Source organism: Weissella hellenica (genome assembly GCF_005405545.1).
Classification (GTDB): Bacteria; Bacillota; Bacilli; order Lactobacillales; family Lactobacillaceae; genus Weissella; species Weissella hellenica.
The window spans coordinates 69,060-85,071 of the sequence record NZ_BJEG01000008.1 but is presented as its reverse complement, the minus strand read 5'-3'; the positions used below and the strand labels follow the sequence as shown (position 1 = coordinate 85,071).

13 protein-coding genes, 1 pseudogene and 1 riboswitch are annotated in these 16,012 nt (G+C 35.8%); of the genes and pseudogenes, 12 read left to right on the top strand and 2 right to left on the bottom strand.

Annotation, left to right across the window (positions count from 1 at the left end):
• Positions 1–114 precede the first annotated feature (114 nt).
• A complete protein-coding gene (locus FFM61_RS05645; protein WP_074427658.1) occupies positions 115–1,224 on the top strand; it encodes an SLC13 family permease in 1,110 nt (369 codons plus the stop codon).
• Positions 1,225–1,276: 52 nt separating this feature from the next.
• On the opposite strand, the pseudogene FFM61_RS05640 reads toward FFM61_RS05645, so the two are convergent.
• Positions 1,277–1,933: pseudogene (locus FFM61_RS05640) on the bottom strand (NAD(P)H-binding protein).
• 197 nt (positions 1,934–2,130) lie between these two features.
• Here FFM61_RS05640 and FFM61_RS05635 point away from each other — a divergent pair.
• The 9 genes from FFM61_RS05635 (at position 2,131) to FFM61_RS05595 (ending at position 11,151) form a co-directional block, all read left to right on the top strand.
• On the top strand, positions 2,131–2,946 hold the full coding sequence (locus FFM61_RS05635) for an AraC family transcriptional regulator (protein WP_074427657.1): 816 nt from the start codon (positions 2,131–2,133) through the stop codon (positions 2,944–2,946).
• A gap of 143 nt (positions 2,947–3,089) precedes the next feature.
• Complete coding sequence (locus FFM61_RS05630; protein WP_074427656.1) at positions 3,090–4,511, top strand: glycoside-pentoside-hexuronide (GPH):cation symporter; 1,422 nt, start codon at positions 3,090–3,092, stop codon at positions 4,509–4,511.
• Between the two features lie 26 nt (positions 4,512–4,537).
• Entirely contained in the window at positions 4,538–5,704 is a 1,167-nt protein-coding gene (locus tag FFM61_RS05625) for a galactokinase (RefSeq protein WP_074427655.1), read from the top strand.
• A gap of 15 nt (positions 5,705–5,719) precedes the next feature.
• On the top strand, positions 5,720–7,225 hold the full coding sequence (locus FFM61_RS05620) for a UDP-glucose--hexose-1-phosphate uridylyltransferase (protein WP_074427654.1): 1,506 nt from the start codon (positions 5,720–5,722) through the stop codon (positions 7,223–7,225).
• A gap of 137 nt (positions 7,226–7,362) precedes the next feature.
• Positions 7,363–7,626 (top strand): hypothetical protein, encoded by a 264-nt coding sequence (locus FFM61_RS05615; RefSeq protein ID WP_074427653.1) that lies wholly within the window; start codon positions 7,363–7,365, stop codon positions 7,624–7,626.
• Positions 7,627–7,688: 62 nt separating this feature from the next.
• The gene (locus FFM61_RS05610) at positions 7,689–8,261 is read left to right on the top strand and encodes a TetR/AcrR family transcriptional regulator (protein ID WP_074427652.1); all 573 of its coding nucleotides are present in this window, start codon (positions 7,689–7,691) and stop codon (positions 8,259–8,261) included.
• 129 nt (positions 8,262–8,390) lie between these two features.
• On the top strand, positions 8,391–9,722 hold the full coding sequence (locus FFM61_RS05605; RefSeq protein WP_074427651.1) for a dihydrolipoyl dehydrogenase family protein: 1,332 nt from the start codon (positions 8,391–8,393) through the stop codon (positions 9,720–9,722).
• Positions 9,723–10,017: 295 nt separating this feature from the next.
• A complete protein-coding gene (locus FFM61_RS05600; RefSeq protein ID WP_074427650.1) occupies positions 10,018–10,437 on the top strand; it encodes a hypothetical protein in 420 nt (139 codons plus the stop codon).
• Between the two features lie 163 nt (positions 10,438–10,600).
• Positions 10,601–10,646: riboswitch (PreQ1 riboswitch) on the top strand.
• A 4-nt stretch (positions 10,647–10,650) separates the two neighbouring features.
• Positions 10,651–11,151 (top strand): QueT transporter family protein, encoded by a 501-nt coding sequence (locus tag FFM61_RS05595; RefSeq protein ID WP_074427649.1) that lies wholly within the window; start codon positions 10,651–10,653, stop codon positions 11,149–11,151.
• A gap of 86 nt (positions 11,152–11,237) precedes the next feature.
• Here FFM61_RS05595 and lepA read toward each other — a convergent pair whose 3' ends face one another.
• Positions 11,238–13,019: a translation elongation factor 4 gene (lepA, locus tag FFM61_RS05590; RefSeq protein WP_074427648.1), complete on the bottom strand. Its 1,782-nt coding sequence runs from the start codon at positions 13,017–13,019 to the stop codon at positions 11,238–11,240.
• 255 nt (positions 13,020–13,274) lie between these two features.
• On the opposite strand from lepA, the gene FFM61_RS05585 reads away from it, so the two are divergent.
• On the top strand, positions 13,275–13,544 hold the full coding sequence (locus FFM61_RS05585; RefSeq protein WP_074427647.1) for a hypothetical protein: 270 nt from the start codon (positions 13,275–13,277) through the stop codon (positions 13,542–13,544).
• A gap of 180 nt (positions 13,545–13,724) precedes the next feature.
• Positions 13,725–15,941 (top strand): alpha-galactosidase, encoded by a 2,217-nt coding sequence (locus FFM61_RS05580; protein WP_074427646.1) that lies wholly within the window; start codon positions 13,725–13,727, stop codon positions 15,939–15,941.
• Positions 15,942–16,012 lie beyond the last annotated feature (71 nt).

Sequence of the window (16,012 nt, the reverse complement as noted above, 5' to 3'; positions counted from 1 at the left end):
GAGGACTTGGTAATCCGAACCTCAAATTACATCAGTTGGTTTAATTCCGACAGAATTAGAACGAGTGTTTAGAAAAATATGTGCCATTTATTGACATAGGAGCAGAAATGTAAAATGCCAGTATTTATTTCTAAAATTATAAATGATCGTACTTTATGGATTACATCATTTTTATTGGTACTCATGTTAATTTTTGGGTCAGTTGAGATTCAAGATATAGATTTTCAAACAATTGGCGCATTATTGTCGTTGATGATTTTGATAGGCTTATTTGAAAAGGAAGGGCTATTAAAATATATTGCCGTAATCATCATAAAAAAATGTCAAACAACGAGACAAGTGCAATTAACGGTCTTTTTACTAGTTTTTTTCGGTGCAATGTTGTTAACGAATGATGTTGCTATTCTAACGTTTATTCCAATATTTATTGTCATTGCTCAAAAAATAAATATTAAACCAGTATTACCGATTATTTTGCTAACAATATTTGCAAATCTTGGTAGTTCGGTAACGCCTTTTGGTAATCCACAAAATATTTTTCTGGCAAATTATTATCATTTAGGGGCAGGCACATTTTTTAAAATGGCATTACCATTAGGGGCGCTTAGTTTAACTTTTCTATTACTGAGTGGTTATTTATTTAAATCAACGCCATTGGAAAATTTAACTTTAACGGTACCTGATATTCGTGTTAAGCAAACAATTTTATTGTTAATTGGTAGCGTCATTGTATTAGCTGGTTTACTACATTTGTTACCAATTTTCGTATCATTAATTACTAGTATTATATTAACGATTATTATTAATTATAAAAATTTTGTAACGGTTGATTATGGTATTATTATTTTATTTGTTGAATTATTTTTAATTGTTGGCGGGCTAAGTCGGGTGCCCATGATTGTATCTTTATTTAAAAAGTTAACAACGACTGAACTAGGTGCTTTTGCTTCAGGTGTTGGACTAAGTCAGGTAATTAGTAATGTGCCGGCGGCAGTATTGTTGAGTGCTTTTACTGGTCATATGTATGCCGTATATTTAGGTGTTTCTATTGGGGGATTAGGGACAATAATTGCCTCATTAGCAAATTTATTAGCTTGGCGACAATATCAACAACAGACAGATCACCAGTCATTAGCATTTCCACTTAAGTTAATGCTTGTTAATTTAATTTTCTTAGTAATTTTTGTTTTGATCGGTGTTGGATTATTAATGATTAGCCATTAACTAAAAATAACCTCCGTATATTATTTACGGAGGTTATTTTTTAAGTTAATTATTAACCGTTTGTCACAATGAAGCGTGATTGCTTGTGACTAGGTGTTACGATTTCATCCACAATTGCTTTTGCCATGGTGTCACTAATGGTCTGTGAGTTACCATCTTTGTCGAATAACATATCATCTTCACCATAAAGAATGTTATCAGCAAGTTCACCAGGAACAAATAGTTGGCCAGGTGACATACCAACCCAGTTGACGTTCTTAACATCTTTAAGGAAGTTAAATTCATACAATTGATTTTCTGGGATAGCTTGCCATGAAGCATTAGCAGGATCTGCTTTAATATCATCATAGGCATAGTGACGGTCATCACCGGTACCGGCAAACGTACTACCAGCTCCTAAGATAAAGATAATACGTGGTGCATCAGTTTCGCGTAATTCAGCAACTAGATGAGCTGCTAAATCAGTGTGAAGATATGCTTATTGTGGTGCTGTTGCAAAAGCGTTTACGACAACGTCGAACTGTTCTAAGTCAGCCTTTGTTAGATCAAACGCATCCTTTTCAATTACTGCAATATCTGATCCAAGTGTTTCCTTAGCTTTGTCTGTGCTACGGACAATGGCTGTAACATCCAAACCAGCAGCAATTGCAGCTTTGAAGGTTGCTGAACCAGCCATACCTGTTGCACCAATAATACCAACTTTAGTCATAAAAATACCTCCTGTGAGTGCTTCATTTATTTAATTACATTTTATAAGTAAATTGTTAAAAAAGCAATCTTCTAAAAAAATATTAGGCAAACCATATTTAAAGGAATAGAATAGTATATATGTAGCTAATAATTGTATTTTAAAGTTCCATAATGGCGAATAAATACGTTAAAAATTAAAGAAAAAGTGAGAAAAATATGCGTGCGTATTTCAATTTGGATGCCCAAGAGTTTCCAGTAACTGTTGAACATATTGGAGCAGAATGGCAACAAGATCAGATTATTAGATATCAAGGGTTTCCGCATTTTCATTGGTTACAAACGCAACACGGATCTGGTAACTTTTGGATAGGCAACAAACATTTAGTTTTGCCACCTAATGCAGGAGTTTTAGTTTCGCCGGGTATCCCACATCGATATGAACCAGTAAACCAAAATGAAGGTTGGGAAGTTATTTTTGTTACATTTCAGGGTAAATTTGCAGAAGATTTTAATCAACAAATAATGAATCGTGAATATGTCTATATTGCGCCTGAAAGAGGTGAAAAATTCACCCAACAAGTTGAGAAAATCATAGAAAGCTTAGACCAACAACCCGTAGATAATGAATGGGTATCGGCCTTATCGTATTATTTACTATTATCGTTAGGCCATGAAGAGATGTACCATGTCGATATTAATCACCCTGATTTCAAACGATATGTAAAACCTGCCATGGATTATATTTCAGAAAATTTTACAGATCATTTAACAATTACGGCCGTTGCTAAACATGTTAATGTAACACCGCAGTATTTAGATAGATTGTTTCAAAAAATTATTAATTTAAGCCCAAAAGAATATTTATTACAAATTAGAATTAACCAGGCTAAAAAACTACTTGTATCACAAAAACATTTGCGTGTTGTGGCAGTTGCCAATGAAAGTGGCTTTCGAGATGCCGCTTATTTTAGTCGTGTCTTCAAAAGAAAAACAGGGGTAACCCCGTTAAATTTTAGGAAATGGCAGACATAATATATGTAAATATTAGTTAATAGAATGAAATTAGTTTCGTTTTATCCTTTTTTTGGTTAAAATAGAACAAATTTAAACTTGAAAGCGCTTTATCATTACTAATGTAAGAAATGCACATATATGTGCTTTGGAGGAATTTTTTTATGAAACAGACAAAACAGTACTTGTCTTATGCGGCAGGAGCTTTTGGTCATGATGCGTTTTACGCAACATTAAGTACTTACTTTATGATGTTCGTAACAAGTCAATTATTTAATACGTCAGATACGGGCTTTAACGATAAGATGATTGGTTGGGTAACAGGATTGATTGTTACACTACGAATTGTGGAAATTATTTTTGATCCTGTTATTGGTGGAATCGTGGATAATACACGTACCCGTTGGGGGAAATTTAAGCCATGGTTGGTAGTTGCTGGTTTGATTAGTTCAATCTTGTTGGTTGTGATTTTTACAGACTTTGGTGGTTTAAACGTTAGTCATCCAGTATTGTATATTGTGCTATTTGGAATTGTTTTTATCACGTTGGATGCTTTTTATTCATTTAAAGACGTTGCTTTCTGGTCAATGCTACCAGCTTTGTCATTGGATAGTCGTAAGCGTGAGAAATTCGGAACAATCGCTCGTTTTGGTTCAACTTTGGGACAACAAGGTGTCCAAATTGTCGTCATTCCATTAGTAACATTTTTCTCATTAGCTTTTATAGGATCACATGCTGAAACAAAGACGGGTTGGTTCTGGTTTGCAGTTGTGATTGCTGTTATTGCTTATTTGGGTACTTTGTTAACTGTTTGGGGAACTAAAGAAGAAGACAACATTGTTCGCCGAAATACGGAAAAGGCTGGTATTAAAGAAATTTTTACAGCCGTTGCTAAAAATGATCAATTAATGTGGCAAGCTTTGTCATACTTCTTATTTGCATTAGCATACGTGTCAACGAATTCAATGTTATTGTACTATTTCAAGTATGTGATGGGGGCAGGCGATAAATTCTACTTAGTAGGTGTTTTTACAGCCATTGAAGGAATTATTGCAGTCGCAATTTTCCCAACCCTTTCAAAGTTTTTGTCACGTCGTACCATTTTCCTATCTGGAGCAATTATCATGTTAGTTGGGTACGCATTATTCTTGTTCTCAGCAAATAGTTTGCCATTGGTATTGCTAGCCATTACCTTGTTCTTCTCACCATATCCCATTTTGTTCTTGGTTGTCTTGATGACAATTACTGACTCTGTTGAGTATGGACAATGGAAATTAGGTATCCGTAACGAATCGGTTACGTTGTCACTACGTCCATTGATTGATAAGTTAGCCGGAGCTTTTGCAAATGGTATCGTTGGTATTGCTGCTGTTGCCGCTGGTATGACTGGTGCAGCTAAGCCTGAAGATATTACAGCTTCTGGTATGCAATCATTCAACTTATTTATGTTCTACATTCCAATCGTTTTGATTGTTATTTCAGTTATTATATACTGGTTTAAAGTAACTTTGACTGAAAAGAAGCATGCTCAAATTGTTATTGAGCTTGAACAGCGTTTACATGAAGAAGAGGCACATAAAAATTAATTAATAAATTTTAGGAGTTTAAGATTATGACACTTACAAAAGAATTAGGTGAATCATTCCAACGTCGTTTTGGACACCCAGCAGAAAATTTCTTCTTTTCACCAGGCCGTGTTAATTTGATTGGTGAGCACACTGACTATAATGGTGGTCATGTATTTCCAGCTGCCATTAGCGTTGGAACGTATGCCGCTGTTTCTTTACGTGATGATGATGAAATCCATGCATTCTCAGCTAACTTTAAAGATGCTGGGGTAGTAAATTTTGCAAAGGATGATTTAGAGTTACGTGCATACGATAGTTGGGTTAAGTATGTTCGTGGTGTTATTAGTGAATTAGGAAAGTTAGGACATGAAGTACCTCGTGGCTTTAATTTGGCAATTGTTGGTGATATGCCTACTGCTTCTGGTTTGTCTTCATCAGCATCATTAGAGTTACTAATTGGTGTGATGTTAAACGATTTGTTTGACTATGGTATGGATACATTGTCATTAGTAAAGCTTGGTCAAGCAGTTGAAAATGATTACTTAGGTCTTCAAACAGGGATTATGGATCAATTTGCCATTGCCTTTGGTCAAGAAAAGCAAGCTATTTTCTTAGATACAAATTCAATGGCATATGAAATGGTACCTGCTGATTTTGGTGATTATGACCTTGTGATTATGACGACTAACAAGAAGCGAGAGTTAGTCGATTCAAAGTACAATGAACGTCGTGCCGAGACGCAAACAGCTTTAGAAGAACTACAAAAAGTTGTCGATATTAATGCATTAGGTGAATTAACTTCTGAAGAATTTGAGAATAATGTTGCGCATATTAGTAGTCCAGTAAATCAACGTCGTGCACGCCATGCTGTTACTGAAAATGAACGAACGGTTCTGGCTAAGGCTGCTTTGTCAGATCACGATATGGTTCGCTTTGGTGAATTATTGACGGCATCACACAATTCATTGCGTGACGATTACGAAGTGACGGGTATTGAATTAGATACATTGGTTGATGCTGCTTTGGCACAACCTGGTGTATTAGGGGCTCGTATGACCGGTGCTGGTTTTGGTGGTAGCGCTTTGGCCTTGGTTGCAAAGTCAGAATCAGAAAACTTTGTTGCCTCAGTTGATAAAATCTATAATGAAAAAATTGGATACCAAGCATCATTCTTGGTTGCTGATATTGTAGATGGTACCCACGCCTTGTAGGAGGCAGAATAGCATATGAAGTCATTGAATGAAGAACAAAGCCAAGTAGTTGTAGATTTTGTTGCATGGGGCTTGGACATGCATGCTTATTCAAACCAGGAATTAGTGTATCGCACTAATTTAGTGTTAGCTCAGATTGGTGCAGATAGTTTAGTACAAGGTTTGGTTGGTAATACAGATACCAATTTAAGTGACCTTACTGATAAATTAGTTGCTATTCAAGATATTTCATTTGAAATGGATTGGCAAAAAAATATTAATCGGACGCAATTATTAAATATTGTGACACCAACACCAGATGTACTGGCTGAAGAATTTGAACGTTTGTACGCTGTTGATCCAGAACAAGCAGTTAAGTACTATTATTTTATTAGCGAGTCTGTTGAAAATGTTAAAGTTAAAGATATAGCCCGTAATATTGCATTTACCCACAATTCAAAATATGGGGATATCGAAATTACGATTAATTTATCGAAACCTGAAAAAACGACGGCGGAAATTAAAGCAGCTGCTAGTGCACCAAAGTCAAGCTATCCGCCGACAGCTTTGGATTATACGAATGAAGGCTATCTAGGAAGCGTAACGGCAGCACCAAGACTAACGCATCGGTTTATTCGTGATGATTTTAGTGGCGAAACATGGGGTTGGCATTATTCACCATATGCATATTTTGAAGAACATGCTATTTTCGTCAATTTTAAACGCCAAGCAATGGAAATGGGTCAGCGTACTTTTACACGCTTAATGCAAATCGTTACACGTTACCCAATGTATATGGTTGGTTCAAATGCTGATTTACCAATCGTTGGTGGTTCAATTTTGTCACAAGAGCATTATCAGGGGGGACGTCATGAATTCCCAATGATGAAGGCGGATGTTAAACAAACAGTGCAATTAACTGAGTATGAAGATGTGACTGTTTCTGTTTTGAATTGGCCAATGACGGCGTTTAAGATTTCTTCAGAGTATGCTGCAGAAGTCGTTGCTGCTGCAGAATTCTTGCGTCGTTCGTGGGAAAAGTATTCTGACGAATCATTGATGATTTATGCCATGAGTACTAATGGTGATCGCCAGCATACGGTAACACCGATTGCACAATTTAAAGATGGACAATATGAATTGTACTTAGTACTACGTGATAATGGTACTTCTTCAGAATACCCAATGGGCATTTTCCATCCCCATGCTGATGTGCAACATATTAAGCAAGAAAATATTGGCTTGATTGAGGTCATGGGACTAGCAATTTTGCCAGCACGTCTACTAAACGAATTAGAAAAAGTAGAAAATTTCCTAGTCGATCGTGCGCCACTTGAAGAAGTAGCTGAAAGTCATCGTGATTGGGCACAAGCAATTAAGGATACTCGTCAGGCAAGTCCAGCCAATGTTCATGAAATCGTTCATGAAGAAGTTGGCAAGGTGTTTGTTCGCGTTCTTGAGGACGCAGGTGTCTATAAGTCTGATGAAGCCGGTCAAGCAGGATTGAATCGTTTTATTGACTATCTAACTAGCGCTAAGTAATTTTACAAAATATAAATTTATGAATAACCAGCTCGTGAAGCTGACTAAAGAGTCAGATTTCCACGAGCTGTTTTATTTCACAATGACACTTTATAGCTGTAATATTTATTGCATAGAGTGGGGTTAAAGGGGGTAATATGTTTAAAAATGATGAAAAACAAAGGTTATTAAATTTTTTAGAAAAGCATCCAATGATGAACGAACAGGAAAAAGTAATTATCACTAATACAATCAATCAGATGAATAATCAAAATCAAGACATTGAAATATTCTCCTTGATCAAAACATTGCGTCAGTTATCAAGCAAGCACAGTTTATCAGATGATGGTCGTAGGTTACTCACAAAGTTACATCGTCGTCAATGGATTTGGGGTGTACTTGGTGTGTTGCCCTTTTTCTAATATGAAATATGAATTTGAGGGTTACTCTTATTTTTTTGAACAAAACAAGTTAAAATAAAGATATGAGACAACGAGATGAAAACAAAATAACAGCATTATCAAATGCTGCTTTAAATTTAGTCGCAGAACAAGGTATTGTTAATTTAAGTATTAATAAGATGGCAAAACGTGCCGGCGTTTCAGTTGCAACGGCTTATGTTTATTATGATAATAAAGCTGATTTATTGGGAAAGTTATTTCAACAAGTCCAGAATTTATTAATCAATGATATGATTATGCCAGATGAAGGCTTATCACTTGAAGAACAATTTGCACAAGTGTTACAGCAGTATGCAGACCGTTTTAGAAATAATGTTAGGGAGGTTGAATTTTTAGCAGCAATGCTAGCTAATCCGCAATTTTTGCCAGCAGAATTACAAAATAGTGGGTCATTATTAAATAGTGAATTATTATCAATAATTACACAGGCATATCGACAGAATAAATTAGTGACGGGTAGTATTGACTTGATTGTTGCGCAAACAATTCAACCGATGCAATGGTTGTTACAATCACGTATCCAAAACCAATTAACCGTTTCAGATGAAGAGGTAGCTGAATTTATTATGATGGCAAAACGTGCTATTTTTAAGTAGATAATAATAAATTTAAGTTAAAATATATGCATTGTTAGTATTTTTCTTATATACTAGATGTAGTTGTTGATACAAGAGATACCAACAAATTGAGAATTTTCGTACAATTCCACGGGAGGAAAACAAAAAATGACAGCATTTGATTATGATGTATTATATATCGGTAGTGGTCATGGTACTTTTGATGGTGCCATTCCATTAGCAGCTAAGGGAAAGAAAGTAGCTGTTGTTGAACAAGACTTAATTGGTGGTACTTGCCCTAATCGTGGGTGCAACGCTAAAATCGTTTTGGATTCACCAGTTGCTTTAAAGCGTCATTTAGAAGAAGTACATGGAATTGTTACTGGAGATGTTGCAATTAATTGGGCAGCTAACCAGGAACACAAGCATGAGGTTATTGCTGGTTTGCCTGATTTTATTCAAGGTTTGCTAGATTCATCTAATGTTGATATTTTATTCGGTCGTGGTACGTTAGTAGATAACCACACGATCAAGGTAAACGGTGAAGAGAAGACCGCTGAAAACATTGTGATTTCAACTGGTTTGCAATCAAATCGTCTAGATATTCCTGGTTCTGATTTGGCTCATGATTCAGAAGAATTTATGAATTTGAGCGAAATGCCAGCTCGTGTTACGGTTATTGGTGCTGGTTACATCGCTATGGAATTTGCTACGATGGCTAGTGCAGCTGGTTCTGAAGTAACTGTTATCACACATGGTGACCAAGCATTGCGTGCATACCACCAACCTTATGTTGAATTAATTATTAGTGAATTAGAATCAAAGGGTGTTAAATTTGTTCGTGGTGTTGAAGTAGAAGCAATTGTTGGTGGTGCAAACGGCTTAGTTGTTCGTGGGGCTGATTTGAGTGTGGATACTGACTGGGTACTTGACGCTACTGGTCGTAATCCTAATGTTGCTGACTTAGGTTTGGAAGAAGTTGGTGTTAAGTACAACGAAAAGGGTATTGAAGTTGATGATCATTTGCGTACATCAGTATCAAATATCTATGCTTCTGGTGATGTGATCGATAAGACACAACCAAAGTTGACACCAACTGCTATTTTTGAATCAACTTACTTGATGCATACTTTTGCTGGTGAAACAACTGATGCAATTGACTATCCAGTTATTCCATCAGTTGTCTTTACATCACCACGTGTTGCAAAGGCAGGAATCACAGTTTCTGAAGCTCAGGCTAATCCAGACAAGTATACAGTAGTTGAAAATGATTTGTCTGGTGATTGGTATCGTCAAGTTGATAAAGAAACTGTTGGTAAGAACACATTGATTTTTGATCAAGATCATAAATTGGTTGGTGCAACTGAAGTTTCAAATAAGGCTGAAGATGTTATTAATGCTTTGTTGCCAGCTATTGAATTTAAATTTGGTGCTACTGAACTTGAGCGTATGGTTTACTTGTTCCCATCAATCGCATCACAAGCTTGGGGTCAATTGTAAAATTAAACTGTATTGTTAATTAAATAACAGAAATCTGAAGCAACTAAATTCTTTGTGAATTTGGTTGCTTTTTTAGTTGAAAAAATTGTTTTTACATAAAAAAATATTAATATCCTAATTTTAATGTTTTTTCAAATTTAATTGATTTTATGAGATGGTGATGATAATTTTAATATTATAGTGATTTATAATCATTAAAGGAGTAGTTTAGCATAATTAAAAATGGGCGAATAACTGAGTAGAATAAGAAATATAGTGATTTTTATTTATTGCGAGTATGAGGGGAGATTTAATTATGGGCAAGAATAAGCGGCCTTTTTACCAAAAAATTTGGGTATGGGTAATATTAGTTATTGTAATAGGTGGTGTTGGCTATGGTAGTTATGCGGTCATGAATCATAATGCAAGTAATCGTGCAGTAACCAAGCAATCAAAAACACCAACAAAACAAAAATCTGGATCTACGGATAATAAGGCGTCATCGACAAAACCAAAAAAGATTTCAAAAAATAAAGAAACGGATAAAACTAAAAATCAACAAGATGTCGCATCATTAGCTACTGTTGATAAGGAAGCACTTGCTTTATTGGGGCTACCTGATAAGTTTGTTTCTGATTACGGTGATTTAAATGCAGATATAATCTTATCTGGTAAATCAGAAGCAACAAGCAATGCGATTTATAAAAATCCTGATGTTCGTTGTTATGCCAGCTAATGCTACTTTTGAAGGAATCACACCTAAGGCAGAAGATTCTATTCTTATGGGACAGAATAACATGGATGAATTAGTTTATATACGAGTTAAATAAAGTCGTTTACTAAATGGGTGAAAGTGGATTAAACAAGGTTGATTTTACGTATAGATAGTGATAATTTTAATACCAGTGGTTCGTAACCATCCCACTTACAAAAAACTAGGAGTAGAAATATGAAGTCTAAAAATTCTCAAGTTAGTTCAGCTAGAAATGTTGCAGTTACTGCCGTAATTGCTGCTCTATATGTTGTTGCAACGATTGCTTTGCCATTTGCATCATATGGGCCAATACAATTACGATTTTCCGAAGCATTTAATCATTTGGCAGTTTTCAATAAGCGCTATATATTGGCAATTACATTAGGTGTTTTTATTGCTAATATTTGGTCTCCATACGGCATTGTTGATATGATTGTTGGGACTTTACAAACCTTTTTGATGTTATCAATTTCTTATGTCCTAGCTAAACGTGTTAAAAGTATTATTGCACGGTTGGCTATTAGCACAGTAGTTGATTCGTTAATGATGTGGATTATTGCCGCCGAGTTATACTATATGGCTAAAGTGCCATTCTGGGCAACGTATGCTTGGACTGCTTTGGGTGAATTTGCGGCACTAATTATTGGAGCAATCATTGTTTACATTATTAGTCGCACGGTTAATTTAGAAAAATAAAGTAAAAAACTAAAGAAGTCTTTTGGATTAAATTAAAAACACGCTAGGAAAAATATTTATTTCTCCTAGCGTGTTTTTATGTATATTTAGTTACTATTCATTTCTAAAATAGCATCAAATACCGACTGAGGTAATTCAATGTCACTCTTTTTAAGTCCTTGACGACGCATTTGTTGTTGTTTTTTGGATACCTTGGTACCGGATGCTTGTGCCTTACGTAATGGTGGTACATCAGCACGAGCTACTGCACGACCTTCAATAATTGCTTGGACAGGCATTGCTTGTAACTTACGTGGAATAAAATTCTTTAGTTTATCAACTAATTCGATACCCATACGCGTTGCTTTTAAGCGATGCGTAACAAACGTTAGCGCATCAATTTTGGCATAATCAATGGCAATATCGATACGTACTAAATCAGAAAATTGATATTGATCAAAAGTAGTTGAAAGAGTTGCAAAACCATGTGAAACGGACTTTAATTCATTAAAGAAATCATAAGCAATTTCAGAAATTGGCATGCGATAGGTTACTAGTAACATGGCACCAATTGTTTCTAAGTCAACTAATTCACCACGACGACTTTCGGCTAAGCGCATGACATCATTCAACATTTCATTTGGCATAGTCATTTTAGCTAGCATGTAAGGCTCTTGAACTTCAATAATTTGTCCGTAATCGGGGAATTGTGTTGGATTTTCGACGTAAATGGGCTCATCTTGGTTTTTAACTGTCACACGATATGTAGAATTAGGCATAGTTGTTAAAACGTCTAAGCCAAATTCTTGTTGTAGACGTTCACGAATGATTTGTAGATGGAAAATACCTAAAAAGCCACCACGGAAGCCCATTCCCAATGCCTCAGATTGTTCAGGTTCATATTGAAAAGCTGCATCATTCAATGCTAATTTTTCAATCCCGACTTTTAAATCTTTAAATTCGCTACCACGAGGATACAAACCAGCATAGACCATTGGTTCAATATCTTGATAACCAGGTAGAGCTGCGGCTACTGGATGCTTAGCAAGGGTGATGGTATCACCAACTTTAACAGCCTCTGGATCTTTAATACCAGTAACAATAAAACCGACGTCACCAGCCTTAAGTTCTTTAACTGGGGTCATTAATGGGGCAAAAACACCCATTTCTTTAATACCAGATTTAACTTGGTTTGCCATGAATAAGATTTGGTCGTTACTTGTTAGTGTACCGTCAACTAATCGTGCTTGAACGATGACACCTTTATAAGGGTCAAATTTTGAATCAAATACTAATGCTTGTAAATTAGCTTGTTCGTCACCAGTTGGTGCTGGAATTTGATCACGAATTGCCGTTAGCACTTCTGAAACATTTAAACCGCTTTTAGCTGAGATTTTCAAAATACGATCAGGGGTAAATGATTCATCTAAATCACCTAATTGTGTGATGGTGTTTTCAACTTCAGCAGCTGCAGTATCAATTTTATTAATAATCGGAATAATCACCAAGTTGGCTTCTTTAGCTAACCGATAATTGGCAACAGTTTGTGCTTGGACACCTTTAGTTGCGTCAACTAAAAGTAGGACACCATCAGTCGCTGACAAACTACGTGAAACTTCATAATTAAAGTCAACGTGACCAGGGGTATCAATTAAATTGTATTGATATTCATCACCATGTTCATCAATATAATAATTACGAACAGTACGTGATTTTACCGTGACCCCATGTGCTTTTTCAACGCTCAAATCATCGAGTAATTGATCTTGAGCTTCGCGTTCAGAAATTGTATTAGTCATTTCCATAATACGGTCAGCTAAGGTTGATTTACCATGATCAATATGAGCGACAATCGCAAAATTGCGAATATATTTTTGACGTGTAGACATTTTAACTCCTTAAATATGTTGTGCTCATATTATACCATTTTCGATAAATAGTATTGATTTATAATTTTGTTTTGACTAATATACGAATAATCAATGTGTTTATGTACTTTATTTCATTGTGTTCCGTTAAAAAACGAATAAAAAAATATAATTAATAATAAAAGTTTGCTTTATTTTAACTTACAAAGATGTTAATATATGTTTATAGGAGTTGTTGTTGACATTTTTAGCCTACTGATGGGGAGGAAAAGAACAATGGATTTCGCAACTGGTGAAATGGGACCAAGTCGTTTACATTATAGTTTTGAAAAATCTAATGTTGCTAATGTTATTGTCGAGGGGACACGAACAAATAGACGACCACAAATTAATGATAAGTTGATTGCACACTTTCATGATTTATGTGAACGCCATCCAACATGGACGTTTGGCCAAATTGCTAGTGGTTTACACGTAGATGCTGCAACATTACGCCAAATTGAAGTTGTAACAAATAGTCGGTTACGTTCGGCTAAAGTACGTTAAACATTATTTTATAAATTGCACTTTTTGAAGGCTGCTAACTATCTAAACAATTAGTTTAGATAGTTAGTGGCCTTTTTATATGTTAATGAAAAGAATAAAAATCTTTTACACTATTTAAGTAAGCGGTTACAATGTAGTAGAGTGATAATAACATTAAAATGATATATTTTGGAGGAAAGCATGGCAAAAGCAGATATCATATTTGATCAAACGCAACAAATATTCCACCTTGCAAATGAAAAGATTTCATATATTATGGGTATTTCAGAAGGTGAAATATTGACTCATTTATATTTTGGACGACGAGTTTCAGGATATCATGGATCAAGAAAATACCCGCGTTATGAGCGTGGTTTATCACCAAATTTAGCAGGTATCCCCGGAAAAGTTGATCGGATGTATTCAAAGGATGTACTGCCACAAGAATTTGCAGGTAATCAAACAGGTGATTTTAGAAGTCCAGCCATTATTATCAAAGCTGCTAATGGTGCGATAGCAACAGATTTTCGCTATGATTCATATGAAATTTTGGCAGGTAAGCCAGAGTTAGAGGGGTTACCACAAACATATGTTAAAGACGAGGGTGAAGCTCAAACTTTAGCGATTACGTTAAAAGATAAGACGTTACAGGCACGCGTTATTTTATACTATACGATTTTTGCCGAAAGAGCTGTTATTACACGTTCAACACAGGTAATTAATGATAGTGAAGAAACTTTCAATATTGAAAAAGTGGCATCACTACAATTGGATATGCCAAAACAAGACATGGACGTCATTTCGTTTCCTGGATCACAATTTCATGAACGACAAGTTGAGCGACAAACACTGCGCCAAGGTATTACAGAATTTGGTAGTCGTCGTGGCGCTAGTTCACATCATATGAATCCGTTTGTCATCGCAACCGATACAAGTACAACTGAACAGAGTGGTGAAGCTTATGGTATTCAATTGGTTTATTCTGGTAATCATCAATTTACATTTGAAAAAGATTATATTGATCAAACCTGTTTGGTAACAGGAATTAATGAGGATGGGTTTAGTTGGCAATTGCAACCTAGCGATAAATTCCAATCACCTGAAGCAATTTTGGTTTATTCTGACGCTGGGTTAAATGGTATGTCACAAGCTTATCATCATTTATTGCGAGAACGTGTTGCTCGTGGACAATACCAATATCAAGATCGACCAATTGTTATCAATAATTGGGAAGCCACTTATTTTGATTTTAATGCTAAAAAAATTGAAGGTATTTTAGATGAGGCAGCACCGTTGGGCATTGAAATGTTTGTACTCGATGATGGTTGGTTTGGTCAGCGAGATGATGATAAACGTTCATTGGGTGATTGGTATGAATACACGAGTAAATTAGCAGATGGTGGTGGCCTACGTGGCCTAGCAGAAAAGGTGCATGCTAAGAACATGCAATTTGGACTTTGGTTTGAGCCGGAAATGATTTCGGAAAATTCAGATTTGTATCGTCAACATCCAGATTATGCTTTGCAAATTCCTAATCGCCCAATGTCGCTGTCTAGAGATCAATATGTTTTGGACTTTTCACGACCAGAAGTAGTTGAAAATGTTTATCAACAAATGACGAAAATTCTTGATCGTGTACCAATTGATTACATTAAATGGGATATGAATCGTCATATGACGGAAGTTTATTCAGCCGTTTTGCCTTCTGAACAGCAAGGTGAAGTGGCACACCGCTACATTTTAGGTGTTTATAGCTTGGTTGAGCGTTTGACGACACGTTATCCAGAAATTTTGATGGAAGGTTGCTCAAGTGGTGGTGGTCGTTTTGATGCTGGTATGTTGTACTATTTCCCACAAACATGGACATCTGATAGTACTGATGCCGCTGAAAGAATTAAAATTCAATATGGTACAACGTTTGGATACCCTGTATCAAATATGACAGCGCATGTTGCAGCGGTACCTAATCCACAGACACAACGTGATATGTCACTAAAAACACGTGGTGACGTTGCTAGTTCAGGTGTTTTTGGTTATGAATTAAATGTTCAAGAGCTTACAGAAGCAGAAAAAGATTTGGCAAAAGAACAGGTTGCTTTCTACAAGGAACATCGTCACTTGATTCAATTTGGTGATTTTTACCGTCTAAAGAGCCCATTTACGGGCAATGAGGCTGCATGGGAATTTGTTAGCCCTGATGGCAGTGATGTTTTGGTTTATCATTTTAGAATGTTGGCTTCAGGTCAACAGCCTTTCACCATTACAAAGTTGACACACTTGATTCCTGATGGTATCTATGTTGATCAAGAGACAGGTGAACGATTTACAGGGGATGAGCTAATGTATGTTGGACGTTACGACGATCCAACCCAGGCTGGTGACTATGTTTCACAGGTTCGTAGTTACTATTTAGCGTAAATAACAAAAATTTTTAAATGTTTAAAAAAATTTCAGGTTTTTCTTGTGTGGATGAAGTATACTTAAAGTGT

Bases quoted from the DNA above. Each gene is read 5' to 3' on its own strand.
- FFM61_RS05645 (WP_074427658.1), top strand. From the start codon at position 115: ATGCCAGTATTTATTTCTAAAATTATAAATGATCGTACTTTATGGATT.
- FFM61_RS05635 (WP_074427657.1), top strand. From the start codon at position 2,131: ATGCGTGCGTATTTCAATTTGGATGCCCAAGAGTTTCCAGTAACTGTT.
- FFM61_RS05630 (WP_074427656.1), top strand. From the start codon at position 3,090: ATGAAACAGACAAAACAGTACTTGTCTTATGCGGCAGGAGCTTTTGGT.
- FFM61_RS05625 (WP_074427655.1), top strand. From the start codon at position 4,538: ATGACACTTACAAAAGAATTAGGTGAATCATTCCAACGTCGTTTTGGA.
- FFM61_RS05620 (WP_074427654.1), top strand. From the start codon at position 5,720: ATGAAGTCATTGAATGAAGAACAAAGCCAAGTAGTTGTAGATTTTGTT.
- FFM61_RS05615 (WP_074427653.1), top strand. From the start codon at position 7,363: ATGTTTAAAAATGATGAAAAACAAAGGTTATTAAATTTTTTAGAAAAG.
- FFM61_RS05610 (WP_074427652.1), top strand. From the start codon at position 7,689: ATGAGACAACGAGATGAAAACAAAATAACAGCATTATCAAATGCTGCT.
- FFM61_RS05605 (WP_074427651.1), top strand. From the start codon at position 8,391: ATGACAGCATTTGATTATGATGTATTATATATCGGTAGTGGTCATGGT.
- FFM61_RS05600 (WP_074427650.1), top strand. From the start codon at position 10,018: ATGGGCAAGAATAAGCGGCCTTTTTACCAAAAAATTTGGGTATGGGTA.
- FFM61_RS05595 (WP_074427649.1), top strand. From the start codon at position 10,651: ATGAAGTCTAAAAATTCTCAAGTTAGTTCAGCTAGAAATGTTGCAGTT.
- lepA (WP_074427648.1), bottom strand. From the start codon at position 13,019: ATGTCTACACGTCAAAAATATATTCGCAATTTTGCGATTGTCGCTCAT.
- FFM61_RS05585 (WP_074427647.1), top strand. From the start codon at position 13,275: ATGGATTTCGCAACTGGTGAAATGGGACCAAGTCGTTTACATTATAGT.
- FFM61_RS05580 (WP_074427646.1), top strand. From the start codon at position 13,725: ATGGCAAAAGCAGATATCATATTTGATCAAACGCAACAAATATTCCAC.